The following is a 25,927-nucleotide window of genomic DNA, read 5'->3' on the forward strand; positions in this document are numbered from 1 at the left end:
TCCATCCTTGCCAACAGGGCCACCAGGAACCGTCGTGACGGGCGGCCCGCGCCTGCCAGGCGTTCGGATCCAAATAGTCTGCAAGATCATCGTGAGTCGCGATCTGGTGATGACGTCGAGGGTTCCCGGGTGGGCTCACAATACCGGCATTATGTCCACCATTGGATAGTACAAACGTGACATCGGCATTGGTCTGACGGTGGATTTTGTAAACTGAGCGCCACGGCGCGACGTGATCGGAAAGCGTACTGACCGCAAAGATCGGAATGCGGATGTCATGCAATGAAATTGGTCGATTCCGCCGATTCACAGCCCAGACTGTTCATCGCGGCCTCGACAGGGTCCGCGCCCAATTCACAATGACCATGGCGGCCTGCAATCTGGCCAGGCTACCGAAACTCCTTGCCGCCTGACGAAAGGGCCACGCCGGACCCGGCGTCCGCCGCCGCAAAGGCCCACCTTCAAACCGTGGCGAAAGGAAAAGCGTCCTTCAAGGCCGACTTCTTCATCAGCCTGTTAATGTATGCTTCCCCTTTCCGGGCACGCTTTTCGAAGCTTTTGTTTCCGCGATCGTGGAGCTTTTCTGGTTTCGCTTTGATATGCGCTAGTTCGGTGCGATGTAGAGTGGCGCAGGCGCATTGGCCTCCTGCGCGGCACCTTTTCGGGTTACCAGAACGACGCCGATAATCGCCAGCAAAATTCCGAGGAGTTTCAGAAATCCCAAGGTTTCGCCATAAAACAACACTCCCATCGTCAGGCCGAAGACCGGGATTAGGAAGCTGAACGCATTGGCCAGATTGAGCGGCACGTCACTCAAAACCGACATCCAAAGAATGTAAACGAGCGCCGACCCGAACACAGCGAGCGTAAGCAAGACCGCGATAAAGGTGAACGACCATTGGATTTCCGCAGCTTTCTCCATGATGCCCGCTGCGAGGGCCAGCGGTATGCTTCCGATCAGGAACTGCAAACCCATTGCCATGAACAGATCAACCCGGCCAGTGATCTTCTTGATCATCACATTGCTGACAGTGACTCCAAGCGCCGCGAGAACGATATACGCGATGCCAATGGCGTAACTGTCCCCACCGCTGGAAAAAAGCTGCGGGGCTGCAATGCCGACAATCCCCAGAAAGCCGATGAAAAGCCCTGCTTTTCCCCGACGGCTCAGACGTTCCCCCAATATGATACCGCCCAGTCCCGCCGCCAACAGAGGCTGGGTGTTCGCAATGACCGTGGCGATCCCTGGCGACACGAATTCCGCCGCATGGAACATCCCCAGAAATCCGAGGCTGGTACCCCCGAGGCCCATGACAACCAGGGTCGCCCAGACTGCGGCATCGCGAGGAAACGGGCGGCGTAGCGCACAGGCAATCCCGACCAGAACCAGACCGGCGATGACCGCGCGCAATGTCGCAAAACTCAGGTGCGGTGCGAAGACAATGCCGATCATTAAGAGTGGATAGCACGCCGCCCAGAGCAGCATTACCGTGACAATTTTGAACGCACTGAACACTGTCATCGTGTGGCCTCAATGCCCTAGAGGCCCAGACATGGGTGGAGATTGGAATACTATTCAACATTACCGGCAAGAGCGTCAAGACTACAAGGCGGTCAGCCCCGATGAATCGCTCGCATTATCTGTACGTTTCTCTGCTTCATCTCGGAAGGTTCGTGATTTCGCTGACCATTCAAAGGAGCTGACGCGCAACTTGCGTCTGCATTACGGTGGCCACCGCATGGGCCTCAGACCCAGCGGGAGCTGATTTGAAATTTCTAGCGCCCAATCTGATGCGGAAGCCTGAATCGCGCTTCTTTAGAAAAACAAGCAGGTGACTCAGCCGAAGACACCCGAATATGCAAAACGCCGCAAAGGCCATGACCGGATGGCCCCTTTCGAGATCCGAAAACGTCGTCGTGACAGCACGTAATCTAAGTCTCTCTCGATAGCGTCCTTAGCAATCCCGGTGTGGGCGACTCCGCAACCGGTATGTGGCATGGCGGCTGCGCTTCATCCGTAAGGCACCGCGCCTGGGGTTTTCCCTTGAGGAAATAGGTGAATTGCTGGTGTTCGGGTCCTCTCCCGAAAGCACCGCGGGCGACATCCTGGAGATTGCCGAACGGAAGATCGCGGAACAGCAGGCGAAGATCGAAGATCTGGCGCAATTGCGCGCGTCCCTCGTGCACCTTGCCCTCGATTGCACAGGGGAGGGCCCCGTCGCGGCATGCCCGATCCCGAACCACTTCTACGACGAAGGGGATGCTGTCCTTCCCTCTGCGAAGAACGCCGGGGCGATCCCGGCCGCTGCCTCGACCAGAGGCATCTCTGTAAACCGTCCGTCACGGACCTCAAAGGAAGACAACGCCATAAACACGATTTTGAAGCCTGTACACAGGCCTGCCTCGATTGCATGACAGCCTGCGCCCGGTGTCTGGACGCCTGCATCGGCGACCAGAAAATGGCAGACTGCGCCAAGCTCTGCCGCGACTGCATGGTCGTCTGCAATCCCTTCGCCATCCTCTGTGCCTCCGGCTCTGTTAGTTACGCCAGCCTGTGCAAAGCCTGTGCCGAGATCTGCGACGCCTGCGCCGCAGAATGCGAAAAGCACGATTCCCATCACTGCCCGGAATGCGCCGAAGCCTGCCGGAAATGTGCCGAGGAAAGCCGCAAGATAGCATGACCGAAAGGGCGGACCGTTCGCGGTCCGCCCCTTATACCCGGATAAAGTTAAGGGATTCCTTAATCGGGGAAGCCAGAGAGGGTGTGCAAGGCCGAGGCGAGTGCGCGCGTCAACCTTTATTGTCGTCCCTGCTGTCTCGTGACGCAGCCGCGAGCCGACGCCACTGGCCCCAGCGGGGGATGAACATCGGTACCCGACGTTGATAGTCGCGATAGGCTTCGCCAAATTGGGCCAGGACCTGCTTTTCCTCGCGCCGGGCCAACCAAGTATAAACCAGGACAACCACGGGAAACAGGCCGACCGAGAACAGCGTTGGCCAATGCACCACACCTTCGCCAAACAAGGCGATGAAAAGCCCGGTGTACTGGGGATGGCGCACGAACGCGTAAAGCCCATCGGTTACCAGCCGGTCTTCCGCCCGTGCCTTATGGACCTGGCGCCAACCCTGGATAAATATGCCGATGCCGGTAAAGGCGAGTGCATAGCCAAGCAGCATGGAGATCAGCATGCCGGTTTCGCCCAATCCGACCAACGTGGACCAGAGACTGGCGCTGACATAGTCACTGTCGAGGCCGAAGAATCTTACCAGCAGGTAGATCGTGAGCGGAAAGCCATACATCTCTGCGTAGAGTGCAATGATGAAGGCCTGTACCACGCCTGCACCAGCCCATTCGCGCCAATTCTTCGGTGCAAAATAGCGATAGAAAAACCAGGAGATCAGCACGATGACAATCAGTGCGATACCCCAGGTTCCAGCGTGGTTGAAGGATTCATTCATTACTCGATCCTCTTTGGTGAAATCCATTCGAGACGGTCGCGCGTTGATATTACGCCCGGCGTTGGCACTTTCGTGGCCTATGCCGACCATACCCCGTGTTGCCGGTTCTGTAGGATGTATCGTACCGGCGCAACCTCGAACGCCTCCCGACAGGTGCCCGAGCAGAATTAGTAGGTCTTGCCACGGAGGTTGAATTCGTCAATGGCAGTGGTGTAGCTGATCTTCATGCCGCAAACTGGATCCTTGTGCATGCGATTGGTTGTTTCTCGTCTGATATAGCCTCCTGAAACATAGCGACGTGTTTTGGCGAATACGGTCATGACTGCTGCAGATCTGGACTGCAACGCAGCGGCGCGTGGCCGAAGGTCCTGACACGGTTTCGCTGGGCCGTCCCAAACCGATTGCCTGACGATCTGGCATTTGCAGAATGCGCCTCAGGGTGTGCGGTCCTGAAGCTGTAACGATTATCCACCGGCAGCGTCCTGATATCGAACCTATGGACACAGGGAGATCCAGCCGTGAGTGACAGCACTGAACTGGAGAAACATGACGCAACCAAGGTCCATTCTGTGGCGCCTGATAAACCCGTACGGGGTCAGTTTAATCTCTGGAGACGTCTGCTAGGCGGCTTTTTGAACCGGTCTATCAATACCGGCACTCTGATCTTGACCTTCCCCGATGCCTCGCGTCTTCGGTTTGGTTTCGGTGATCCATGCGTGGCCGCTACGATCACCTCTTCCCGCTCCTTGCGCCGGATTGCGCTGAACCCGGATCTGGCAACCGGCGAAGCCTACATGGACGGCACTCTGCGCATCGATTACGGAGACATCTACGGTTTTTTGGATATTGTTCTGGGCAATCTCGGTGATGCATCCGGCTCGCCATTGCGCCGGGCCTGGCTGGCTCTGCGCCGCTTAGTCCGGCCATTGACGCTGTTCAATCCGGCGCGTCGCTCCCAAAGTAACGTGGCGCATCACTATGATCTCACCGATCAATTGTATGATTTGTTTCTCGATGCCGATCGCCAATATTCCTGCGCGTATTTCGCAACGCCAGGAGACACACTGGAACAGGCCCAGGCTCAGAAGAAGCGGCATATAGCGGCCAAGCTGCTTTTGGAGCCGGGTCAGCGGGTTCTTGATATCGGATCGGGCTGGGGCGGGATGGCGCGGTTTCTCGCGCGCGATGCGGATGTATCTGTGACCGGCCTGACGCTCTCGAAAGAACAGCTGCTTTATGCAAAAATCGAAACTGCCAACGCGGGACTTGACGACGAGGTGACGTTCCATCTGCGCGACTACCGACACGAAGCCGCGCGCTATGATCGGATTGTCTCGGTCGGTATGTTCGAACATGTGGGCACGCCACATTATCGCACCTTTTTCAATACGGTCTCTGATCGTCTGACAGACGATGGCATCGCAGTGGTGCATACGATCGGCACAAGCGGCCCTCCGGGAGCTCCGGGGGCGTGGATCAAAAAGTACATCTTTCCGGGCGGCTATGCCCCGGCCATGTCCGAGGTTTTGCCCTCCATCGAAAAGAGCGGGCTGATCGTGACGGATGTCGAGGTCTTGCGCCTGCATTACGCCGAAACGCTTCGCGCATGGCGGCAACGGTTTCTGGCCAATCGCGCGCAGCTTTCCGATCTCCATGACGACAGGTTTTGCCGGATGTGGGAATTCTACCTGTCCGCCTGCGAGGCTGCATTCCGTCACACCGATCTTGTCGTATTTCAGTTCCAACTGGCGAAGCGCAAGACCACAGTCCCGCTGACGCGTGACTACATCGCCAATGCGAAAGCAAATCAATGACACGATACAGACGCAGCCAGGCATGGCCGACTACACGGACTGCGTCCAAAGCGGCGCTGCGGCCTGCTGAGGGTCGTTGCTACCTTGGTTCGAGACCGGTCGGGAAAAAATGGACCTAACAGGCTGCTGAAAAAGTCTGGCGCAGCCCACGACACCGGCAAAACAGGGTGATTTTTGCGCTCTCTCGTTGACGTGATGAACAGCTCTTGCGACCCGTATCGATCAGCTCCACGAAAACAGCTGTTCAAAATCCTTTTTCAGCAGCCTGCTCTCATGATCGCTGTCAAGCCTTTGTTTCATGACGAAGATTCCGGCGGGCCGGGCGTAGCGTGATATGGATGCACAAGGTAGGAGACGGAACTGAGACGACGGTTGAGCAAGCTCTCATACGCGGGTTGGATACCGCATGACCGTGGTTTCGTCCTAGGGCTGCCTCGGTCTAAATGGCGAGCGTCGACCGGGTCGGCTCATAACAGGGCACGAGGGTTCCCCACCGCGTTCCGCCCCCAACCTTGCGCACCGGCGTGGTCAGGGCGTTTTTCCTCTTCTCAGCCTTGAATGCGAGCGGGAGCGTCAGGCAACGGCATCACTGCCCTGGCGATGGCCCAGATGAAGCCGACCATCTCGCGTGCGATGGCCGTGGTGACCACCACCTTCGCCTTTCCGGCCGCAACCAGATGGCGGTAGCGCTGGCACATCCGCAGCTGCCCTTTCCAGGCGATGTCCCGCACGGCCTTGGGCAGCCCCTCGAGCCTGTCGTGAAGCTTGCGGCTGACACGCGCCTGCATCCGGTAGCTCCACGCGCCTTCGATCAGGGCGCGCCGGGCGATCCCGCTGCCGGCCTTGGTGATCCCGCCGCGACGCACGCTGGCGCCGCTGGAATGCTCAGACGGCGTCAGTCCGAGATAGGCCATCAACTGACGCGGGTTGTCGAAACGCCGGAAGTCCCCGACCTCGGCCACCACCGTCACGGCGACGATGAAGGCCACGCCCCTCATCGCCTGAACCGCCTCGACCACAGGCGCAAGGGTCCAGCTTGGGAGTAGGTCGGCGATCTGACCAGTCAGCTTCTCGACCCTGGCTTCGGCATCGGCCACCGCGTCGACATAGTCTTGGAACACGATCTGCTGCACCGGGTGCTGGAACCGCACCGTTGTCAGCCAGCGCCGGTATGCCTTGGTCCAGCCTTTCTTCCCGGGATAGACGCAACCGTGGCGCAACAGGAAGCCCTGCAGATGCTGGCGTGCCTTGCTGAGCACCTTCATCGCAGTTGCCCGTGCCCGGACCAGGTCGCGCATCGCTTCATGCGCCGCGTCCGGCACCCACACGGCTGTCAATTCACCAGCCCGGTGCAGCTTTGCGAGCATGACCGCATCGCGGCGGTCCGTCTTTACCCGGTCCCCAGCCTTCACCGGAATGAGCGAGGGTGCCACCACGATACAGTCATGCCCCATCTCGACAAGTTGGCGATACAGGCCATAGCCGCACGGGCCCGCTTCATAGCAGAAAAGCAATCGCCCCCCGCCTGCTGCCAGTTTCTCCACCAGCTTTCGAACATGATCTGCCCGATGCGGAACCGTGCCCCAGTGGCGGACCTCACCGCCACGTTCTCCGCGCGCAACCGCGACCGATATCGTCGCCTTATGGACATCCAACCCAATGAAAGTGCTATCCTGCATATGGTCTCTCCCCCATTCTTGAGGCTCGGCACCGGCCGATCCGGCGCAACCCTCGAACGGAGAATGCCGCGGGAGAGACCACCGAACCAGTCAGCTCACACCGTGATCATGGGGTCTAAAGTGACCGTCAAGCCCCTGAGCCTCGACAGGATATCCGGCGTGTTGATACTCAGCGCCATTGTTCTTGCGCTGGTCGCTGCAAATTCGCCGCTAAAGGAGCTGTACAAAGTAATTCACCATGCTCCGATCCGTATTGGCCTGGCACCATACCAGATCGACGAACCGCTGATCGTCTGGATCAATCAGGGCCTGATGACCATTTTCTTCGTGCTTGTCGGGGTCGAAATCAAACATGAGCTTGTCGACGGACATCTGTCGACCCTGCGCCGGGCGGCATTGCCCGCGATCGCCGCTTTCGGCGGAATGGTCGTCCCCGCCCTCATCTATGTCGCGTTTACCGCGCCCGAGGGCGAAGCCATGCGCGGCTGGGCGATCCCGATGGCGACCGATATTGCGCTGGCCCTCGCGCTCCTGTCTCTGTTGGGGCGTCGCATCCCTGTGGGTCTCAAGATATTTCTGATGGCCTTGGCCATTTTTGACGACCTCGGGGCGGTTGCGATCATCGCGGTCTTCTACGGCGGGGAGATTCAATTCCTGCCAATGATCTTGGCCTTTGTGACGTTCGGGGTCATGATCGGCCTGAACCGGCTTGGTCAGGCTCACCCGCTTGCGTTGGCGGTTCTGGGCGCGATGCTTTGGGTGGCTTTATTCGAAGCAGGGGTCGAGGCCGCCCTTGCAGGCGTCCTGATCGCAGCCGTCATCCCCAATGGGATCAAAGATGATCGCGGAAATTCACCGCTGCTGACAACTCACCGAATGCTGCATCCCTGGGCAAGTCTTCTGATCGTCCCGCTATTTGGTTTCTTCAATGCAGGTGTCACAATCGAGATCGAGACTTTGCGCAATGTTTCCAGCGGCGTGTCTATGGGGGTCTTTTTCGGGCTGTTTCTGGGCAAGCAGATCGGCGTGCTGGGCGCGACCTGGTGCGCCGTAAAACTGGGCATCTGCTTACTGCCACCGGGCATCAGGTTCCGACATATCTACGGAGCCGGTCTTCTGGCTGGCGTGGGCTTTACCATGGGCCTCTTTGTCACCGCGCTTGCGTTTGATACGCCGACATTTGCCGCCAGCGCGCGTCTGGTGATACTTGTCGGCTCCAGCCTGTCGGCCTTTGTCGGGCTTGCCGTCCTGTGGTTTGCACAGGGCGAACCCGAAATGCAGAGGTCACGGCATCAAAGTGGCGGCACCTGACTGTCAGGCCTACCGGCTTTCTGGCAGAACTCGCCGTGTGGTCGCCGTTTCCGCCCGGGCACATGGCAATAGTTTGACGTAGGTCAATATCATTTGGACCCGTTTCGTGCTATGTTGCGCGGATGGGCCACAGTAATCGACATTTTGTGCTTACGAAGATCGTGCGGAATTTCCGTTTTTTGATGGCAGCATTTCTGACAGCTATGTTGATTGCTGGAATAGCTCACACCGATGTCCATCAGACGGCTGATGTCGATCGGAATGGCACCAATCTGCTAGTGCATGCTCAGGATGTGGGTCCTGACAATCACGATGCCGTGGAATCGTCACACGATGCATCTTGTCCTTCACAATCTTTCTGTCACAATCAGCAGATGTTAAGTGCCGAGACTCTTGGGTCCAGACAGCCCCTGTTTAAGAGCTTCCGGCTCCCAATGCCGGACCCGTCTTTTGGCAGCAGCCAAATGGTTGCACTGGACATTCGCCCGCCGATCGCTTGACGATCCGGCGTTGGCCCGATTTTTTGACAGGTTTTGGTTTCTGAGCCTGTAATGATCTCCCTCTGACAACGTCTTGATATTGAGCCCGTGGAAACACGGGGCCGTTCGCGCTTGCGCGACGTCAAGTTTCAAGGAGTGATTCATTTGTCAAATCCAAGTCCCATTCGCATTTATCCGGTCGGCATGACCCTTGGCCTCCTGCTGGCACTGAGCTTTGCGTTGTGTGTTGTGTTCGGACTGCTGTTTCCCGGGGCCACAATGTACCAGGCGTGGTTGCCGCTGTTACCCGGCGTAACCTGGATCAGCTGGGCAAGCGCTATTCTGGGTCTGGCCGAAAGCTTTGCCTACGGCTGGTACATCGCCGTGATTTTTGTGCCGACATTCAACTTCTTTTCGCGGAGGACACAAGCATGAACACCCAAGCCAAGTTCGACAAATTAGTAGCTGCAAACACGGATCCTGAAGTTAAATTCGCTGGGGATTATCAAGCGTCACCTGATCCCGTCGCCTATGGCCGCGATCTGTGGGAACGCTCGGTGCTTTTCATGGACACGCTGCGTGAACGTGCCGACAACATGATCGCGCATGATCGCGCCGGAATGCCGCCACTGCTGGATTTCAAATACGAAACGCTGCTGGATGCGCGCCAGTTCGATCAGCCTGCCAATTACGCGCTGTTGCGGATCACCGAAATTGACGGAAATTGCTGGGACGATTGCGTCGATGAGGCAAAGCCGCCGGTGATTGTTGTCGATCCGCGCGCCGGCCATGGTCCCGGCATCGGCGGGTTCAAACGCGACAGCGAGGTCGGGATGGCGATGGCCGAGGGCCACCCGGTCTATTTCGTTATCTTCTTTCCGGAACCTGTCGCAGGTCAGAAGCTCGACGATGTTCTGTTCGCCCTGCGTCGCTTTGTCGAAGAGGTCTCGGCTTGTCACGACGGCGCGGCCCCGGTGCTTTACGGCAACTGTCAGGCTGGCTGGGCTGTCACGCTTCTGGCCGCGCATTGCGAAGGTCTGGCGGGTCCGGTGGTGCTGAACGGCTCGCCCCTGTCCTACTGGGCGGGCGAGGAAGGTGTGAACCCGATGCGGGTAACCGGCGGATTGCTGGGCGGATCGTGGCTTGCTCATCTCACCGCCGATCTGGGCGACGGCCGTTTCGACGGCGCCTGGCTTGCGCAAAACTTCGAGAGCCTCAAGCCGGAAAAGGCGATCTGGGAGAAATACGCAAACCTGCTGACCAACATCGATACCGAACGCGAGCGCTTTCTCGACTTCGAGCGCTGGTGGAACGGCTTTTACACGCTCAGCCGGGAGGAAATTTTGGAAATCACGCAGGACCTGTTTATCGATAACCAGATTGAGAGCGGCAAAATGCGTATTGGCGATCACTGCATCGCCGACCTGCGCAAGATCACGAACCCGATGATCGTCTTCGCCTCCTATGGCGACAACATCACACCGCCCGCGCAGGCGCTTGGCTGGATTCCTGCGGTCTACAAGGACACTGCCGATCTCAAGTCTGCTGGACAGAGGATCGTCTACATGACCAACGCCCATGTAGGGCACTTGGGGATTTTCGTTTCCGCCTCGGTGGCACGTCTCGAACATCGCGCCATTCTCGAAAGCCTTGAGCGGATCGGCAAGCTGAAGCCCGGCCTGTACGAGATGAAGATCGACAATCCCTCGGGCGATCCCGATTGCCACGCGCCGGACTACAAGGTGCGGTTCGAGCCGCGCGACGTCGCCGATCTGCGACATGATGTGCCGACGGAAGCCTTCGAGAAGGTCGCCCGCCTGTCGGAGGCCAACGAGACATTCTATTCCGCATTCGTCAGCCCCTGGGTTCGGCTGATGACCTCTCCGGCCAGTGCAGAGATGCTGAAATGGATGCATCCGATGCGCACCAGCCGTCTGATGTTCTCGGAACGCTTCAATCCCTGGATGCACCTTGTCCGGCAAACGGCGGAGAATATTGCCGAGTCCCGCAAGCCCCTTGATCGCGACGACCCCATGCTCGCGCGCGAGCGGGCCACACTTGAGGCGGTCGGTGACGCCATAGAACGGGCACGCGTTGCCCGCGACGCCGGCTTTGAGCGCACATTCAGGACACTCTACAGTGGTCGCGATGACGGGATGGATAGCGAAAAAGACGCGCGTCTGCCGGTCTGACAGGAAGGGACAAAAGAGATGCAATGGATTTTGGAAAACTGGGTGCTTTTGCTTGTCGGCGGCGCAATGGTGGCGATGCATGTGTTCCGCCACGGGCACAAAGACCGGGGCCATGCTTCACATCTGGGCTCCGCGACGCCCGCTGAAGCTCCCGGAATCGAGGTCTCGGATCAGGCCAGGGGCCGCACCAATGACTGAACGGGTCATCCTGACACTGAATGCGGGTTCGTCCTCGCTCAAGTTCGCGCTGTTCACTGCAGTCGGAAACCCGAGACGACTCTGGTCGGGGTCGATTGATCGGATCGGCCTGCCAAATGCGCGTTTCCAGTTGAGCGATGCGCGCAAGACTGTCGTGGTGGATGAACCGGGGTCGCTCGACTGCCATGAGGCAGCGCTCACCCGGTTGCTCAGCGCGATTGCCAGCTTACCTGGGGCGCTTGATCTCGTGGCGGTCGGCCATCGCGTTGTTCATGGCGGGCCCGAATGTGATTGCCCCAAGCGCGTCACGCCCGCGCTGACGGCGCGACTGCGTCGTTTGACGTCGCTGGCGCCGCTGCACATCCCGCCCAATCTGGCGGGGATCGACGCGGTTCTGGCCACCCGGCCCGATCTGCTGCAGGTGGCCTGTTTCGACACCTCGTTTCACCACGATTTACCTCGTATGGCGCAGATGACGGCTCTGCCGCGCGCCCTCACTGACTCCGGCGTCCGACGCTACGGCTTTCATGGGCTTTCCTACGAATACATCATGGAGACGTTGCAAAAGGATGGCGTGAAGACCGGTGCCGAACGCATCATCATCGCGCATCTCGGAAACGGTGCGTCGATGGCCGCGATCCGGGGTGGCTGCCCCGTCGAGACGACAATGGGGTTCTCCACGATCGCGGGCCTGCCGATGGGCACGCGCAGCGGCGACCTCGATCCCGGTATCCTGTTCTATCTGATGCGGGAAAAGGGCATGACGGCAGACGAGATTTCTGATCTGCTCTACAACCAAAGCGGCCTTTTGGGAATCTCGGGCATCAGCCGCAATATGCAGGATTTGCTCGACAGCCGTAAGGACGCCGCCGTAGAGGCTGTCGATTACTTCTGCTATCAGGCCCGGTTGCATCTGGCCCGACTGACCGGCGCGCTCGGCGGACTGGACCGCGTCGTGTTCACCGGCGGTATCGGTGAAAATTCGGCCGGGGTTCGCGGCCGGATTTGTGCGGAGCTCGGATATCTGAGGATAAGCCTCGACAGTGCCGCGAACAAGGCAGGGACGGGCGTCATTTCGAAACCCGGTGCCGGTGTGACAGTGGAGGCGCGCTCCACCGACGAAGAAAAGATGATCGCCTGCCATGTGGCTGCGAAGCTTGCGGTTGATTCGGTGCCGCAACCTGCTCGGACGGAGGCCTGAACCATGTCCCCAAATCCTGAAAAGCTGCAAAACCTGATCGAAAGAGCCTGCGCGCTCACTCCAGTTCGGGTGGCTGTGGTCGACGCCGCGCAATTGGTGGTTCTCGAAACTGTCCGTGATGCGGTGACACTTGGTCTTGTCGAGCCGCGATTGGTGGGCGAGCCGGACGCGATCCTTGCCATGTGCCGCGAACTGAGCTGGGACGTCGATCCCGCGTGGATCACTCCGGCCACGTCCGACACCGAAGCCGCTGTCCGCGCCGTGGCCATGGTGCGCCAAGGCGAGGCCGATCTTCTGATGAAGGGCAACCTGCATACCGATGTGCTGCTGCGCGCGGTGCTGGACAAGAATCGCGGCCTGCGTCTACCCGGCCGCCGGGTCAGTCATGTCTTTCTGGTCGATGTGCCCGGTCACGATCGGCTGATCGGCATTACTGATGCCGCGATCAATATCGCACCTAACCTGACTGCAAAGGCCGAGATCTGCCAGAATGCCGTCGATATGTTGCACATCCTTGGAATTGCAGAGCCGCACGTCGCCGTTCTCTCGGCGGTCGAGACGGTCGCGAGCGGCATCGCCTCGACGCTCGATGCGGCCTGCCTGACGCTGATGGCGCGGCGCGGCCAGATTACCGGCGCGCAGGTCGATGGGCCGCTGGCTTTCGACAACGCCATCTCGGCGCTGGCAGCGAAGGAAAAGGGCATCCTGTCGGATGTCGCAGGACGGGCCGACATCCTTCTGGTGCCCGATCTCGTTTCTGGCAATATCCTTGCCAAGGCGCTGGAGTATCTCGGGCGGGCGGTCGCCGCCGGTGTTGCCGTCGGTTTATCAGCACCCGTCGTGCTGACCTCTCGTTCCGACCCTGCGCCCGCCCGGATGGCATCGCTCGCCGTGGCGGCATTGATGCACCATCAAACCGGGTCTGACAATGAGCGCGGACAGCTGCAGGAGAGCAGCATCGCTGCCGCACCGCAAGCAGAGCATGCCTGTTGCCCCTTGAGCGTAACCGCCGCCATCAGGGAGGCCGCAGAATGAGAGACGTTTCCCTTGCGAGCAACCCCGGCAGATTACTCGACATGACCGGCAAGAAGGGTCTGGTCATCGGCATTGCCAATGAACACAGCCTGGCCTGGGCGGCGGCGCGCAATTTCCATGCTGCGGGCGCCGACCTCGCGGTGACCTATCTCAACGACAAGGCCCGGCCATTCGTCGAGCCGTTGGCTACCGAGATCGACGCGTCCATACTGCTGCCCTGCGATGTGGCACAGGACGGTCAACTGGAGGCGGTCTTCGGTGCCATGACCCGGACCTGGGGGCATCTCGATTTTGTACTGCATGCCGTCGCCTGGTCACCGTCTGAAGATCTGCACGGTCGCTTGACCGACTGTTCGGCCGACGGATTCGCGCAAGCGATGCTGGTGTCCTGCCATTCCTTCATCCGCACGGGGAAACTCGCCGAACCGCTGATGCGCACGGGCGGCAGTCTGATGACGCTCAGTTTTCTTGGTGCTGAAAGAGTTGTGGATCATTACGGCGTCATGGGTCCGGTCAAGGCCGCGCTCGAGTCGTCAGTGCGCTATCTGGCGCATGAGCTCGGACCCAAGGGGATTCGCGTCAACGCAATCTCGGCAGGCACGGTCAGGACCCGCGCCGCCTCCGGTATCGAACATTTCGACGAGTTGATCGACGAGACCGAGCGCAAATCCCCGCTGCGCCGCACCGTTACCGCTGACGAGGTCGGGCGCGCCGCGCTTTTGCTCGCCAGCGACTACACAACCGCAATCACCGGCGAAGTCATGCATGTCGACGCCGGATTCCATGTCAATGGCATGGTGTTTCACTAAGTTCCAAACTCGTCGCGGAAACCCCGCGAGGAGGAGGACAGGAAAGGGCACGAGATGAACGTAACCAAGGGTAAATTTGGCAAGAGGACGGACGACGTGGAGAGCTTTGACACGGTTCCGGAGGGCTATTCGGGAACGGTCTACACCTGCTCGATGCACCCCGAGGTGCGCAGCGCCGAGGAGGGAACCTGCCCGAAATGTGGTATGTTCCTGATACCGGAAGGGGAAGTTGCGGAGCACGGGCATCACGACCATTCCGGTCACGCCGAGGCGCATGGTAGCGTGAGTGGAACGGACGGCGAATACGACACCGTGCCCGAGGGCTACAGCGGTACGGTCTATACCTGCCCGATGCATGCGCAGGTGCGCCATCCCGGACCGGGGTCATGTCCGATTTGTGGCATGGGGTTGGAACCGGAAACCGTAAGCCTCGAAGATGACGGCCCGAACCCCGAACTGGTGGATTTCACCCGGCGGTTCTGGGTTGGTGCCCTGCTGACGATCCCGGTTCTGGTCCTTGCGATGGGTCCATTCGTCGGATTCACATATTTCCAGGAACTGTGGGGGGAGCGCACTGCGCTCTGGATCGAAACGGTTCTGGCGACCCCTGTGATCCTCTGGTCGGGTTGGCCGTTTTTCGTCCGCGGCTACAATTCGTTCCGCACGATGAATCTCAACATGTTCAGTCTGATCTCAATGGGCGTCGGTGCCGCTTGGATTTTCAGCGTCGTGGCCGTCATCGCACCGGGGATATTCCCCGACGGATTCCGCGACCAGAACGGCAATGTCGGCGTCTATTTTGAAGCGGGCGCCGTGATTGTGGTCCTGGTCCTGCTAGGACAGATGATGGAGTTGCACGCCCGCGAAGGTACCGGCAAGGCGATCCGCGCGCTGCTCGATATGGCGGCCAAGACGGCGCTGGTGATCCGCCCCGACGGCACCGAAGAAGAAATCGAGCTGGACCAGGTGCAGTTGGGCGATCACCTGCGGGTGCGCCCCGGCGACAAGGTGCCGGTGGATGGCGTGGTTGTCGAAGGCCGCTCATCCGTCGACGAATCGATGATCTCGGGCGAACCCGTGCCGGTCGAAAAGGTCAAAGGAGAGCCTGTCACCGGGGCCACCATCAACGGCACCGGCAGTCTGGTGATCGAGGCGACACGTGTGGGCAGCGATACCGTGCTCAGCCAAATCGTGCAGATGGTCGCGAATGCGCAACGCAGCCGCGCCCCCATCCAAAAATACGCCGACAAGGTGGCGGGGATGTTCGTGCCAGCCGTCATCGTCATTGCGATCCTGTCGTTCATTTCCTGGGCGATCTGGGGGCCGGACCCGGCCATGGCCTATGGCCTTGTATCGGCGGTGGCAGTGCTGATCATCGCATGCCCGTGTGCGCTTGGCCTTGCCACGCCGATGTCGATCATGACGGCCACGGGCACCGGGGCGCAAATGGGTGTGCTGATCAAGAACGCCGAGGCACTGGAGCGGTTCGAGAAGATCGACACACTTATCGTGGACAAGACCGGCACCCTGACCGAAGGCAAGCCCAAGCTGGTGGCCGTGCTGCCTGAAAAGGGTCACGACGAGGCCGAAGTGCTGCGCCTTGCAGCATCGCTGGAGCGCGGATCGGAGCACCCGCTGGCCGAAGCCATCGTGCGGGGCGCCGAAGAGCGCGGCGTGGAGTTTGCCAAAGCCGAGGATTTCGAGGCCGTGACCGGTAAAGGTGTCAAAGGCCGGGTGGACGGCAAGTCCGTGGCCCTCGGAAACGCGGCCCTGATCCATGATCTGGGGCTGGACAGCGGCGCGCTGGTCGATCTGGCCAACGCGCGCCGCGACGAGGGCGAGACGGTGATGTTCATCGTGCTGGACGGCGCCATCGCCGGCCTCGTGAGCGTCGCTGACCTGGTAAAGGAAAGCACCCCTGCTGCGATCGAGGCGCTGCACGAACAGGGCTTCCGGATCATCATGGCGACGGGCGACAACAAACGCACGGCGCAGGCGGTCGCGAGCCGGCTGGGCATCGACGAGATCCGTGCCGACGTGCTGCCCGAAGACAAGGCCCGGATCATCAAGGAGTTGCAAGCCGAGGGAAAAAAGGTCGCGATGGCAGGAGATGGGGTCAACGATGCCCCGGCGCTGGCTCAGGCCGATGTCGGCATTGCCATGGGCACCGGAGCCGACGTGGCAATCGAGAGCGCGGGCTTCACGCTGGTCAAGGGTAATCTTGATGGCATCGTAAGGGCTCGAAAACTAAGCCACGCGACCATGCGCAACATCCGCCAGAACCTGTTCTTTGCGATGATCTACAATGCCTCGGGCGTCCCGATTGCGGCAGGCGTGCTTTATCCGTTCCTTGGCATCCTGATCGGCCCTATCTTTGCCGCCTTCGCGATGAGCGCGTCGTCCCTGTCGGTGGTGCTGAACGCGCTCCGACTGCGGCGGCTGAAATTCTGAAGAGCGGGCGCGGCGAGGGTTCATATCCCGCAATGGCATGCGGCCTTGTCGATCAGAAACAAATTTGGAAATCCGATCATCGGGTTTCTTACAGAAGCACCAAAGTATGCAAAGGAGACAAGCAAATGACACGTCAGAAAAACCATGACGCGAACAGCCCTGAGGCTGGGGCGGATGAAGCCCCGCAACAGGCGCAGGGTCAGGGTCTGAGCCGCCGGAACCTTCTTGTCGGTTCGGCTGGAGCGACACTCGGAAGCATGGTCGGCGCATCGGCGGCCGTTGCGCAGAGCGATCAGTCGGGCGCAGGGTCCCACATGCGCCCGACAGCGAGTCTGGGCAACCGGATCTACAGCGCCAATCCGACCCATCCGGGCATGACCGACATAAGCGAGAATCCCGCGAACGTACCGCCGCCGATCACCCGGACCGAACCCGCCACGGTACGGATCCAGTTGGAGACGATCGAAATCGAGGCCCATCTCGACACCAACAGCCGTTTTCGGTTCTGGACCTTCAACGGCACCGTGCCCGGCCCCTTCCAGCGCGTACGTGTTGGTGACACGGTGGAGGTCTACCTCAAGAACAACGAGGACAGCTGGTTCGCCCATAATGTCGATTTCCACGCCGTGACAGGTCCGGGCGGCGGTGCGTCACTGGGCGCGCCCGGCCCGGGAGAGAGCTACAGCTTCAAGTTCAAGGCGCTGAACCCCGGCCTTTACGTCTATCACTGCGCGGTTGCTCCCGTGGCACTCCATATTGCCAACGGGATGTACGGCCTTATTCTGGTCGAACCCGAAGAGGGGCTGACCTCGGTCGACCGCGAATTCTATGTGATGCAGGGCGAAATCTATACCGAAGAACCATTTGGCAGCGTCGGAGTGCTGACTGAAAGCTACGACAAGCTGATCGACGAACGTGCCGAATATCTCGTCTTCAACGGGCATGTCGGAGCGTTGACAGATCACTATCCTTTGCAGGCCAAAGTGGGCGAGACGGTCCGCATTTACTTTGGCGTTGGCGGCCCGAACTACACCTCTGCCTTCCATGTGATTGGCGAGATATTCGACAAAGCCTATTTGCACGGCTCGCTGGTCACACCGCCTCTCGAAAGTGTGCAGACCATTGTGGTGCCACCGGGAGGCTCGGGAATTGTCGAGTTCAAGTGCGAGGTGCCCGGGCGTTTCGTGCTCGTCGATCACGCACTGTCGCGTGCCGAGCGCGGTCTCGCCGGTTACCTCATCGTCGAAGGCGAGGAAAATCCGGACATATTCTCGTCCCTGGACGAGGCACCCGGCGCGGCTAGCCCAGACGGTCAGGAGTAGCGTTATTGCCCCCGTCGTTGATCGCGGCGGGGGAAATGCAAATGACGAAATTGAGCGCAAAGAGAAAGCAAACAGCACATGACCCCGGATGACTCCCATCAGATCGAGCCGACCCAACCAGCAAAACCCGCGCAATCCTTCTGGCGGTCGCGTGTCGGGATCAGCCTCATTATCGCGCTTGCAATTGCCGCGGTTCTGCTCGGGTTCGAGCACCGGGTCCACATCTTTGCCGGTAACGGTTTTCTGGCCATCCTTTTGCTGGGCTGCGTCGTGATGCATCTGTTCATGCACGGCGGACATGGCGGCCACGGGGGCGGGGACAAATCATGACCGAAGCACCTGCCTATGGTTTGTGGCTTTTTGCACTGCTCAATGCCGCGATCTTCATCATGTTCGCGTTCAGCTTCTTCAAGCCACAGACTGCGCGCGACTGGCGCAGTTTTGGGGCTTTCAGTGCCTTTCTCGTTGCTCTTTTCACGGAAATGTATGGCTTCCCGTTAACGATCTATCTGCTGTCCGGCTGGCTGCAGACCCGTTTCCCGGGGGTTGACTGGTTTTCCCACGATGCCGGACACCTGCCGGAAATGATGTTCGGCTGGCAGACCAACCCGCATTTCGGCCCTTTCCACATGCTCAGCTTCGTGTTGATCGGGCTTGGGTTCTGGATGATCTCGGCGGCGTGGCGGGTGCTCTATCAGGCACAGCGTAGCGGAGCGCTGGCCACGACAGGGCCCTATGCACGTGTCCGGCATCCGCAATATATGGGGTTCGTTCTGGTGCTGACAGGGTTTCTTGTTCAGTGGCCGACCCTGCTGACGCTCGCGATGTATCCGGTGTTGATCTGGATGTACGTGCGGCTGGCCCGGGCAGAAGAACGCGAGACGCGGGCGGAATTCGGCGGTCAATTTGATGCATACGCCCAAAACGTCCCGGCGTTCATTCCATCAATGACGCCGGCCTCACAGCAAGCAAACTAAAGGAAAGGGATAAAAGTGTCGAACGACCAACTGGACAAAACACCCGATGACGAACAGGCGCTCGAGTCGCGGTTTCCGACGGCCTATACGATCCTGTTCCTGCTGATCGTCGTGATCGCCGCGCTGACCTGGATCATACCGGCGGGCCAATATGAACGCATTCTTGATCCGGCGCTGGACCGCGAGATTGCCGTCGCCGGCAGCTACGCCGAGGCCGAGCGCAATCCACAGGGCTTTGTCGACGTGATGCTGGCGCCCATCGCCGGGTTCTACGATCCCGACAGCTATGCCGCGAACGCCATTGACGTGGCGCTCTTTGTTCTGTTCCTCGGCGGGTTCCTCGGCGTAGTGAACGCCACGGGCGCGGTCGATACCGGCATCCGCACCGCGATGACGCGCATGAAGGGGCGCGAGGTCTGGATGATCCCGATCCTGATGGCGCTGTTTGCACTGGGTGGCACGACCTACGGCATGGCCGAGGAAACGCTGGCCTTCTACGCCATCCTGATCCCCGTCATGATCGCCGCCGGCTATGACGCGGTGACGGGCGTCGCCGTCATCCTGATTGGCGCGGGCATCGGCGTGCTGGGCTCGACGATCAACCCCTTTGCCACGGTGATCGCATCCGATGCGGCGGGGATACCCTTCACCAACGGTATCGTGCTGCGCCTTGTCATCCTGATCGGCGGCCTTGCGATCTGCTCCGCCTTTGTCATGCGCTACGCAAAGGCGGTGCGGGCCGACCCCTCGCGCTCGGTCGTGGCGCATCAGGCGGCGGCGCACAAGCGCCTGTTCCTTCAGGATACGCCGAAAGGCGAGGTCGATGACGTCCTTTCCGGCACGCAAAAGGTCGTGCTGGTCGTCTTTGCGCTGACCTTCGCGGTGATGATCTGGGGCGTCGCCAGCCAAGGCTGGTGGATGGCGCGTATGGGCGCGCTGTTCCTCGGTGCGGCCATCGTGACGGGTCTCATCGCGCGCATGGGCGAGAAGCGGTTGACCGGCAGCTTCGTCGACGGGGCGCGCGATCTGCTGGGTGTTGCGCTGGTCATCGGGCTGGCCCGCGGCATCGTCGTCATCATGGAGCAGGGCATGATCGCCGACACCATCCTGCACAGCGCCGAGCAGACGCTGGGCGGCTTGGGCGAGCTTGCCTTCATCAACCTGATGTTCTGGATCGAGGCGGGGATGAGCTTTCTCGTGCCCTCGTCCTCGGGCCTCGCCGTGCTGTCGATGCCGATCCTCGCGCCGCTGGCGGATTTCGCCAATGTGGGCCGCGATCTGGTGGTCACGGCCTACCAGTCGGCGAACGGCCTCGTGAACCTCATCAACCCGACCTTCGCCGTGGTGATCGGCGGGCTGGCCATCGGCCGCGTGTCCTATGACCGCTGGCTGGTCTTCATCTGGCCGCTGCTGGTCATCCTCATCATCTTTGTCACCGTTGCGATCAGTATCGCGGCCATTCTCTGAACGAAAGGAAATACGATGTCCGATCAAAGTCTTGGGGTTCACTCGGAATCCGGAAAATTGCGACAGGTCATCATCTGTCGCCCGGGTCTCGCCCATCGTCGTCTGACACCAGACAATTGCGAGGAAATGCTGTTCGACGATGTCTTCTGGGTCAAACAGGCGCAAAAGGATCACGATGCCTTCGGTCAAGCGATGACCGATGAGGGCGTCGAGGTGCTGGAGACCGGTGCCCTGCTGGCGGAGACGCTGGAGATTGCGGAGGCGCGTAAATGGGTGCTGGACCACCGCATCGCCGCCATCCATGTCGGCGTCGGCATGCGTCGCGAATTGCGCGACTGGATGGACGACTTGCCGGCGAGCGAACTGGCGAAATGGCTGATCGGCGGGCTGACCGTCTCCGATCTCCCGTTCGAGGTGACGGGCATGTTCGGTGCCTATCTGGGCCACCATGGATTTGTCCTGCCGCCGCTGCCGAACTTCCTTTTCACCCGCGACAACTCGGCTTGGGTTTATGGCGGCGTGACGCTGAACCCGATGTATTGGCAGGCCCGCCGCCCCGAGACGCTGCTGACGGCTGCGATCTACAAGTATCACCCCAAGTTCGAGGGCCAGGTCGAGGTGATCTGGGGCGATCCGTTGCAGAACTATGGCCTCGCGACGCTGGAAGGCGGCGACATCATGCCCGTTGGTGACGGTGTCGTGCTGGTCGGCATGGGCGAGCGGACGTCGCCTCAGGCCGTGGGCCTTCTGGCCGAGGCGCTGTTCGATCAAGGCCGGGCAAACCGCGTCGTCGCCTGCCAGATGCCGAAATCGCGCGCGGCGATGCACCTCGATACGGTCTTCACCTTCTGCGGCGGCGATGTCGTCACCAGCTTCAAGGAAGTGGCGGACGAGATGACCTGCTATGACCTGCACCCCGCCGAAGGCAACAAGCCGCTGGACATGCGCCACGACAAGCGCGCGATGTTCGATGTCGTCGCCGATGTCATGGGCTTCAAGAAGCTCAATGTCATCCCCACCGGCGGGCACGACCCGTTCGAGCAATCGCGCGAGCAGTGGAACGACGGCAACAACGTGCTGGCCCTGCGGCCCGGTGTGGTCATGGGCTACGACCGCAACGACGACACCAACGCCGCACTGCGCGCCGAGGGGATCGAGGTGATCGAAATGCCCGGTGCCGAGCTGGGCCGGGGCAGGGGCGGCAGCCGCTGCATGTCCTGCCCCACCATCCGCGATGCAGTGTGACAAGGAGTAAAGTAATGGCTTTCAACCTGAAAAACCGCAGTTTCCTGACGCTGCGCGACTATACCCCGGCCGAAATCGCCTTCCTGCTGAGGCTGTCGGCGGACCTCAAGGCCGCGAAGTATTCCGGCACCGAGGTGGAGACGCTGAAAGGCCGCGAGATCGCGCTCATCTTCGAGAAGAACAGCACGCGCACGCGCGTCGGCTTCGAGGTGGCGGCGCACGATCAGGGCGCGACGGTCACCTACCTTGGCCCCACGGGCACCCATATCGGCACCAAGGAAACGGTCAAGGACACCGCCCGCGTTCTGGGCCGCGTCTACGACGCGATCGAATACCGCGGCTTTGGCCAGAAGATCGTGCAGGAACTGGCCGACTGGTCGGGCGTGCCAGTCTATAACGGGCTGACGGATGAATTTCACCCGACGCAGATCCTGGCTGATTTTCTCACCATGCAGGAGCACGCCGAGAAACCTCTGCGCGAGGTCGCCTATTGCTTCATCGGGGACGCGGGCAACAACATGGGCGACAGCCTGCTCATCGGCGGGGCCAAGATGGGCATGGATGTGCGACTGTGCGCGCCCAAATCGCTCTGGCCCACGCCGGCGATACAGGACGAGGCGCAGGACATCGCCAAGGAGACCGGCGCGCGCATCACCATCACCGACGATGTGGACGAGGGCGTGAAGGGTGCCGATTTCGTCTATACCGATGTCTGGGTGTCGATGGGCGAAAGCAAGGAAAAATGGGCCGAGCGGATCGACCTGCTGAAACCCTATCAGGTCAATGCCGATGTGATGGAAAAAACCGGCAATCCGCGCGCCCGCTTCATGCACTGCTTGCCAGCCTTTCACAACACCGACACCGAGGTGGGCCAAGACATTGAGAATGAGTTTGGCCTCAATGCGATGGAAGTCACCGAGGAAGTGTTCGAGAGCCCCGCGTCGATCGTCTTTGACCAGGCGGAGAACCGGATGCACACGATCAAGGCGGTTCTCGTCGCCACATTGGGGGGCTGAACCATGCTTGTCGTCGCAGCCCTTGGCGGCAATGCCCTGCTGGAGCGCGGGCAGCCCCTGACGGCGGAAAACCAGCGGGCCAACGCGCGCCGCGCCGCCGCCGCGCTGGCCGAAATCGTGCATGCCGGCCACGATCTGGTCATTACCCACGGCAACGGCCCACAAGTCGGTCTGCTGGCCCTTCAGGGGGCCGCCTACAAGCCGGACGAGGCCTATCCGCTGGACGTGCTCGGGGCCGAGTCCGGCGGCATGATCGGCTACATGATCGAGCAGGAGCTGGAAAATGCGCTGAACCACGCGCGCCCGGTCGCGACACTGCTCACGCAGGTGGTCGTGGATGGGACCGATCCGGCCTTTCAGGCGCCGACCAAGTTTATCGGCCCGGTATACGAGCGGGCCGAGGCCGAGGCGCGGGCCGCAGCGGCAGGTTGGAGCATCGCGCAGGACGGCGACAAGTGGCGCCGCGTCGTGCCGTCGCCCAAACCTGTCGAGATCCCCGATATCCGCGTGCTGAAGCTGCTCTTGGATCAAGGTGTCATCGTGATCTGTACCGGCGGCGGCGGCATCCCCGTTCTGCGCGACAAGGACGGCGGCCTGACCGGTATCGAGGCGGTGATCGACAAGGACGCGGCCAGCGCGCTTCTGGCGCAGGAGCTGGGCGCGGACGCGCTTCTGCTTCTGACGGACGTGCCCGCCGTGATGACGGACTTCGGCACGTCCGAGCAGGCCGAGATTGGCGAGATTTCCCCCGATGACGCGCTGACGCTGGACCTGCCCGCAGGGTCGATGCGCCCCAAGGTCGCCGCCGCCGCCGAGTTTGCCGGTAGCGGCGGCATGGCCGGGATCGGACGGCTGGACAGCGCGCTCGACATTTTGGACGGCAAGGCCGGGACGCGGATCGTTTCTGTGAAGTCGGATAAGCGAACGGAGTAGAGAAATGGACGCTTTCATCGAAAGACTTGCAGAAGGCTGGTGGGTGTTCCTGATCCGGGGCATCGCGGCGATCATCTTTGGCATCGCGGCGTTCATCTGGCCGGGCCTGACGCTGGCGGTGCTGATCCTGCTCTTCGCGGCCTATGTGCTGGTCGATGGCATCTTGGGGCTGGTCTACGCCATCCGCAACCGCGCGAAACTCAATCACCTGTGGATCTGGTTGCTCGAGGCGATCCTTGGCATCGTCGTGGGACTTTTGACCTTCTTCATGCCGGGCGTCACGGCGCTGGTCCTGCTGATGTTCATCGCCGCCTGGGCCATCGTCGGTGGCATCTTGCGGATCATCGCGGCGATCGAACTGCGCAAGCAGATCAGCGGCGAATGGTTTCTGGTGCTGGGCGGCGCGCTGTCGGTGGCGTTCGGCATCCTTCTGGTCGCCATGCCAGGGGTCGGGATCATCTCGGTCGTGTGGCTGATCGGGCTTTATTCGGGGCTGTTCGGCATGATCCTGATCGGCGTTGCGATGCGGCTGAAACGCGAGCGCCCCGAGGCAGGTCATGCCTGACACCGCCCCCACCCAGGCCACGGGCCATGTCGTCGCCGTGCGCGGCGGGATCGTCGATGCGGTGTTCGCAGGCCACGGCCCCGAAATCGACGACCTTCTCTATGCGGGCGACGTGGCCTTGCAGGTGATGACCTTCGTCGAGGGCGGTGCGGCACGCTGCATTGCTTTGGGCGGTGTGCAGGGCCTCGGCCTCGGCACACCGGTGCGCGCATCGGGTGGCCCCGTGCGCGTGCCGGTGGGTGAGGCGGTGCTGGGCCGGATGCTGGATGTTTTCGGCGCGCCCATCGATGGGCTGCCTGCGCCCGAAAGCGACGCGCGCCGGTCGATCCACCGTGCGCCGCCGCCCCTGGCGGCCCGCGTGTCCCGCGCCGAGGTGCTGGAGACGGGCATAAAGGCCATCGACCTTCTGGCCCCCATCGAGCGCGGCGGAAAGACCGGCCTTTTCGGCGGCGCGGGCGTGGGCAAGACCGTGCTGCTGAGCGAGCTTATTCACAACACGGTCGAGCATCACCGCGGCGTCAGCCTCTTTTGCGGCATTGGCGAGCGATCGCGTGAGGCCGAGGAGCTCTGGCGCGAGATGGGCGATGCGGGCGTGCGCGACAAGATGGTGATGCTGTTCGGGCAGATGAACGCCGCGCCGGGTGTGCGGTTTCTGGTCGGCAAGGCCGCGCTGACCATGGCCGAATGGTTCCGCGACGACCGCAGCCAGGATGTGCTGCTGCTGATCGACAATATCTTTCGCTACGTCCAGGCGGGCTCCGAAGTGTCCGGCCTGATGGGCCGCATGCCCAGCCGCGTGGGCTATCAACCGACGCTCGCCACGGAACTCGCCACCTTGCAGGAGCGCATCGCCTCGACCCGCGAGGGCGCGATCACCTCCATTCAGGCAGTCTATGTGCCGGCTGACGACTTCACCGATCCGGCGGCGGCGCATATCTTTTCGCACCTCTCGGCCTCGGTTGTGCTGTCGCGCAAACGCGCGAGCGAGGGGCTCTATCCTGCGGTCGATCCGCTGGGTTCGACCTCGGTCATGCTGACGCCGAACGTGGTGGGCCAGCGCCATTACGACATCGCCCGCGCTGTGCGCCGCACGCTGGCCGAGTATGAGGATCTGCGCGACATCATCGCCATGCTGGGCATCGAGGAGCTGTCGGCCCATGACCGTGCCATCGTCGCCCGCGCGCGGCGGCTGGAGCGGTTCCTGACGCAGCCCTTCACCACCGTCGCCGGATCGACCGGCGAGGGCGGCAAGCTGGTGACGCTGGCCGAGACGCTGGACGGGTGCGAGACGATCCTGAACCAGACCGAATTCGACCGCCCCGAAAGCGATTATTACATGATCGGAAGCCTGGTCGACCTGGAGGGCGCGGCATGAGCATGGCAACCGACATGCAAGTGCGTATCAGCCTTCCGGGCAAGACGCTGTTTTCCGGCGCGGCACGCCAGGTCAATGGCGTTGCGGAAAACGGCGGCTTCGGCATCCTGCCCAACCATGTGGATTTCGTCACCGCGATTGTGCCCTCGGTCCTGCTGGTCACGCAGGCGGATGGGCTCGAGCGGATTATCGGCGTTGATGGCGGCATGCTGGTCAAGAAAGGGCACAGCGTCGAGATCGTCGTGCAGCGCGGCGTGGAGGCGCCCGATCTCGTCTCGCTCGATGCTGCCGTCGCCGGGTTCTGGGACGCGATGGAGGACGAGGAGCGCGTCGCGCGCGCCGCCCTGTCGCGGCTGGAGGCTGACATGGTGCGCCGCTTTGCCGGGCTGAGGGCGTAGC

24 protein-coding genes are annotated in these 25,927 nt (G+C 61.1%); 21 read left to right on the plus strand and 3 right to left on the minus strand.

The features are described from left to right. Positions 1–604: 604 nt before the first annotated feature. Complete coding sequence (locus tag DC366_RS16180) at positions 605–1,522, minus strand: DMT family transporter (protein ID WP_108693262.1); 918 nt, start codon at positions 1,520–1,522, stop codon at positions 605–607. Positions 1,523–1,992: 470 nt separating this feature from the next. Between DC366_RS16180 and DC366_RS16185 the strand changes: the two genes are divergently transcribed. Both DC366_RS16185 and DC366_RS20655 read left to right on the plus strand, forming a co-directional pair. After that, positions 1,993–2,415, plus strand: coding sequence for a MerR family DNA-binding protein (locus tag DC366_RS16185; protein WP_108693263.1), 423 nt, complete (start codon positions 1,993–1,995; stop codon positions 2,413–2,415). Then, positions 2,412–2,681 (plus strand): four-helix bundle copper-binding protein, encoded by a 270-nt coding sequence (locus DC366_RS20655; protein ID WP_108693264.1) that lies wholly within the window; start codon positions 2,412–2,414, stop codon positions 2,679–2,681. Before DC366_RS16185 ends, DC366_RS20655 begins: the two co-directional genes overlap by 4 nt. Positions 2,682–2,790: 109 nt before the next feature. Here the strand turns inward: DC366_RS20655 and DC366_RS16195 are convergent, their stop codons facing one another. After that, positions 2,791–3,459, minus strand: a complete 669-nt coding sequence (locus tag DC366_RS16195; RefSeq protein ID WP_108693265.1) for a methyltransferase family protein — start codon at positions 3,457–3,459, stop codon at positions 2,791–2,793. A gap of 518 nt (positions 3,460–3,977) precedes the next feature. On the opposite strand from DC366_RS16195, the gene DC366_RS16200 reads away from it, so the two are divergent. After that, positions 3,978–5,273 (plus strand): SAM-dependent methyltransferase, encoded by a 1,296-nt coding sequence (locus DC366_RS16200; RefSeq protein WP_243405178.1) that lies wholly within the window; start codon positions 3,978–3,980, stop codon positions 5,271–5,273. A gap of 548 nt (positions 5,274–5,821) precedes the next feature. Here the strand turns inward: DC366_RS16200 and DC366_RS16205 are convergent. Then, positions 5,822–6,952, minus strand: coding sequence for an IS110 family RNA-guided transposase (locus tag DC366_RS16205; RefSeq protein ID WP_108693266.1), 1,131 nt, complete (start codon positions 6,950–6,952; stop codon positions 5,822–5,824). A gap of 120 nt (positions 6,953–7,072) precedes the next feature. Here DC366_RS16205 and nhaA point away from each other — a divergent pair, with 120 nt between their 5' ends. The 18 genes from nhaA to DC366_RS16295 all read left to right on the plus strand — a co-directional run bounded on the left by nhaA (position 7,073) and on the right by DC366_RS16295 (position 25,926). Then, on the plus strand, positions 7,073–8,263 hold the full coding sequence (gene nhaA / locus DC366_RS16210; protein ID WP_207768745.1) for a Na+/H+ antiporter NhaA: 1,191 nt from the start codon (positions 7,073–7,075) through the stop codon (positions 8,261–8,263). 611 nt (positions 8,264–8,874) lie between these two features. Continuing rightward, positions 8,875–9,177, plus strand: coding sequence for a DUF5676 family membrane protein (locus DC366_RS16215; protein ID WP_207768746.1), 303 nt, complete (start codon positions 8,875–8,877; stop codon positions 9,175–9,177). Continuing rightward, positions 9,174–10,934, plus strand: a complete 1,761-nt coding sequence (locus DC366_RS16220) for a DUF3141 domain-containing protein (RefSeq protein WP_108693269.1) — start codon at positions 9,174–9,176, stop codon at positions 10,932–10,934. Before DC366_RS16215 ends, DC366_RS16220 begins: the two co-directional genes overlap by 4 nt. Before the next feature lie 18 nt (positions 10,935–10,952). Further along, entirely contained in the window at positions 10,953–11,132 is a 180-nt protein-coding gene (locus tag DC366_RS16225) for a DUF2933 domain-containing protein (RefSeq protein ID WP_108693270.1), read from the plus strand. Continuing rightward, on the plus strand, positions 11,125–12,333 hold the full coding sequence (locus tag DC366_RS16230) for an acetate/propionate family kinase (RefSeq protein ID WP_108693271.1): 1,209 nt from the start codon (positions 11,125–11,127) through the stop codon (positions 12,331–12,333). Before DC366_RS16225 ends, DC366_RS16230 begins: the two co-directional genes overlap by 8 nt. 3 nt (positions 12,334–12,336) lie before the next feature. Beyond that, positions 12,337–13,368, plus strand: coding sequence for a bifunctional enoyl-CoA hydratase/phosphate acetyltransferase (locus DC366_RS16235; protein WP_108693272.1), 1,032 nt, complete (start codon positions 12,337–12,339; stop codon positions 13,366–13,368). Beyond that, the gene (gene fabI / locus DC366_RS16240) at positions 13,365–14,177 is read left to right on the plus strand and encodes an enoyl-ACP reductase FabI (RefSeq protein WP_207768747.1); all 813 of its coding nucleotides are present in this window, start codon (positions 13,365–13,367) and stop codon (positions 14,175–14,177) included. The genes DC366_RS16235 and fabI overlap by 4 nt, the downstream gene beginning before the upstream one ends. A 54-nt stretch (positions 14,178–14,231) precedes the next feature. Further along, entirely contained in the window at positions 14,232–16,628 is a 2,397-nt protein-coding gene (locus DC366_RS16245; protein ID WP_279305767.1) for a copper-transporting P-type ATPase, read from the plus strand. A 125-nt stretch (positions 16,629–16,753) separates the two neighbouring features. Then, complete coding sequence (nirK, locus tag DC366_RS16250; protein ID WP_207768748.1) at positions 16,754–17,950, plus strand: copper-containing nitrite reductase; 1,197 nt, start codon at positions 16,754–16,756, stop codon at positions 17,948–17,950. Between the two features lie 78 nt (positions 17,951–18,028). Continuing rightward, positions 18,029–18,280, plus strand: coding sequence for a DUF2933 domain-containing protein (locus DC366_RS16255; RefSeq protein WP_108693275.1), 252 nt, complete (start codon positions 18,029–18,031; stop codon positions 18,278–18,280). Continuing rightward, positions 18,277–18,927 carry a methyltransferase family protein gene (locus DC366_RS16260; RefSeq protein WP_108693276.1) on the plus strand — a complete coding sequence of 217 codons (651 nt, stop codon included), beginning with the start codon at positions 18,277–18,279 and terminating at the stop codon, positions 18,925–18,927. The genes DC366_RS16255 and DC366_RS16260 overlap by 4 nt, the downstream gene beginning before the upstream one ends. A gap of 15 nt (positions 18,928–18,942) precedes the next feature. Continuing rightward, a complete protein-coding gene (locus DC366_RS16265) occupies positions 18,943–20,394 on the plus strand; it encodes a YfcC family protein (RefSeq protein ID WP_108693277.1) in 1,452 nt (483 codons plus the stop codon). A 15-nt stretch (positions 20,395–20,409) separates the two neighbouring features. Further along, positions 20,410–21,639 carry an arginine deiminase gene (locus tag DC366_RS16270; RefSeq protein ID WP_108693278.1) on the plus strand — a complete coding sequence of 410 codons (1,230 nt, stop codon included), beginning with the start codon at positions 20,410–20,412 and terminating at the stop codon, positions 21,637–21,639. 14 nt (positions 21,640–21,653) lie between these two features. Then, on the plus strand, positions 21,654–22,655 hold the full coding sequence (gene argF, locus DC366_RS16275; protein ID WP_108693279.1) for an ornithine carbamoyltransferase: 1,002 nt from the start codon (positions 21,654–21,656) through the stop codon (positions 22,653–22,655). Between the two features lie 3 nt (positions 22,656–22,658). Further along, positions 22,659–23,588, plus strand: coding sequence for a carbamate kinase (gene arcC / locus DC366_RS16280; protein ID WP_108693280.1), 930 nt, complete (start codon positions 22,659–22,661; stop codon positions 23,586–23,588). Positions 23,589–23,592: 4 nt separating this feature from the next. Then, positions 23,593–24,153 carry an HdeD family acid-resistance protein gene (locus tag DC366_RS16285; RefSeq protein WP_108693281.1) on the plus strand — a complete coding sequence of 187 codons (561 nt, stop codon included), beginning with the start codon at positions 23,593–23,595 and terminating at the stop codon, positions 24,151–24,153. Next, positions 24,146–25,528 (plus strand): F0F1 ATP synthase subunit beta, encoded by a 1,383-nt coding sequence (gene atpD / locus DC366_RS16290; RefSeq protein WP_108693282.1) that lies wholly within the window; start codon positions 24,146–24,148, stop codon positions 25,526–25,528. Before DC366_RS16285 ends, atpD begins: the two co-directional genes overlap by 8 nt. Further along, the gene (locus tag DC366_RS16295; RefSeq protein WP_108693283.1) at positions 25,525–25,926 is read left to right on the plus strand and encodes an ATPase; all 402 of its coding nucleotides are present in this window, start codon (positions 25,525–25,527) and stop codon (positions 25,924–25,926) included. The genes atpD and DC366_RS16295 overlap by 4 nt, the downstream gene beginning before the upstream one ends. Position 25,927: the final 1 nt, after the last annotated feature.

It is taken from the genome of Pelagivirga sediminicola (assembly GCF_003072125.1).
Lineage (GTDB): Bacteria > Pseudomonadota > Alphaproteobacteria > Rhodobacterales > Rhodobacteraceae > Roseovarius > Roseovarius sediminicola.

Coding starts and splice junctions, on each gene's coding strand:
- DC366_RS16180 (WP_108693262.1), bottom strand. CDS start 1,522: ATGACAGTGTTCAGTGCGTTCAAAATTGTCACGGTAATGCTGCTCTGG.
- DC366_RS20655 (WP_108693264.1), top strand. CDS start 2,412: ATGACAGCCTGCGCCCGGTGTCTGGACGCCTGCATCGGCGACCAGAAA.
- DC366_RS16195 (WP_108693265.1), bottom strand. CDS start 3,459: ATGAATGAATCCTTCAACCACGCTGGAACCTGGGGTATCGCACTGATT.
- DC366_RS16205 (WP_108693266.1), bottom strand. CDS start 6,952: ATGCAGGATAGCACTTTCATTGGGTTGGATGTCCATAAGGCGACGATA.
- DC366_RS16220 (WP_108693269.1), top strand. CDS start 9,174: ATGAACACCCAAGCCAAGTTCGACAAATTAGTAGCTGCAAACACGGAT.
- DC366_RS16225 (WP_108693270.1), top strand. CDS start 10,953: ATGCAATGGATTTTGGAAAACTGGGTGCTTTTGCTTGTCGGCGGCGCA.
- DC366_RS16230 (WP_108693271.1), top strand. CDS start 11,125: ATGACTGAACGGGTCATCCTGACACTGAATGCGGGTTCGTCCTCGCTC.
- DC366_RS16235 (WP_108693272.1), top strand. CDS start 12,337: ATGTCCCCAAATCCTGAAAAGCTGCAAAACCTGATCGAAAGAGCCTGC.
- fabI (WP_207768747.1), top strand. CDS start 13,365: ATGAGAGACGTTTCCCTTGCGAGCAACCCCGGCAGATTACTCGACATG.
- DC366_RS16245 (WP_279305767.1), top strand. CDS start 14,232: ATGAACGTAACCAAGGGTAAATTTGGCAAGAGGACGGACGACGTGGAG.
- nirK (WP_207768748.1), top strand. CDS start 16,754: ATGACACGTCAGAAAAACCATGACGCGAACAGCCCTGAGGCTGGGGCG.
- DC366_RS16255 (WP_108693275.1), top strand. CDS start 18,029: ATGACCCCGGATGACTCCCATCAGATCGAGCCGACCCAACCAGCAAAA.
- DC366_RS16260 (WP_108693276.1), top strand. CDS start 18,277: ATGACCGAAGCACCTGCCTATGGTTTGTGGCTTTTTGCACTGCTCAAT.
- DC366_RS16270 (WP_108693278.1), top strand. CDS start 20,410: ATGTCCGATCAAAGTCTTGGGGTTCACTCGGAATCCGGAAAATTGCGA.
- argF (WP_108693279.1), top strand. CDS start 21,654: ATGGCTTTCAACCTGAAAAACCGCAGTTTCCTGACGCTGCGCGACTAT.
- arcC (WP_108693280.1), top strand. CDS start 22,659: ATGCTTGTCGTCGCAGCCCTTGGCGGCAATGCCCTGCTGGAGCGCGGG.
- DC366_RS16285 (WP_108693281.1), top strand. CDS start 23,593: ATGGACGCTTTCATCGAAAGACTTGCAGAAGGCTGGTGGGTGTTCCTG.
- atpD (WP_108693282.1), top strand. CDS start 24,146: ATGCCTGACACCGCCCCCACCCAGGCCACGGGCCATGTCGTCGCCGTG.
- DC366_RS16295 (WP_108693283.1), top strand. CDS start 25,525: ATGAGCATGGCAACCGACATGCAAGTGCGTATCAGCCTTCCGGGCAAG.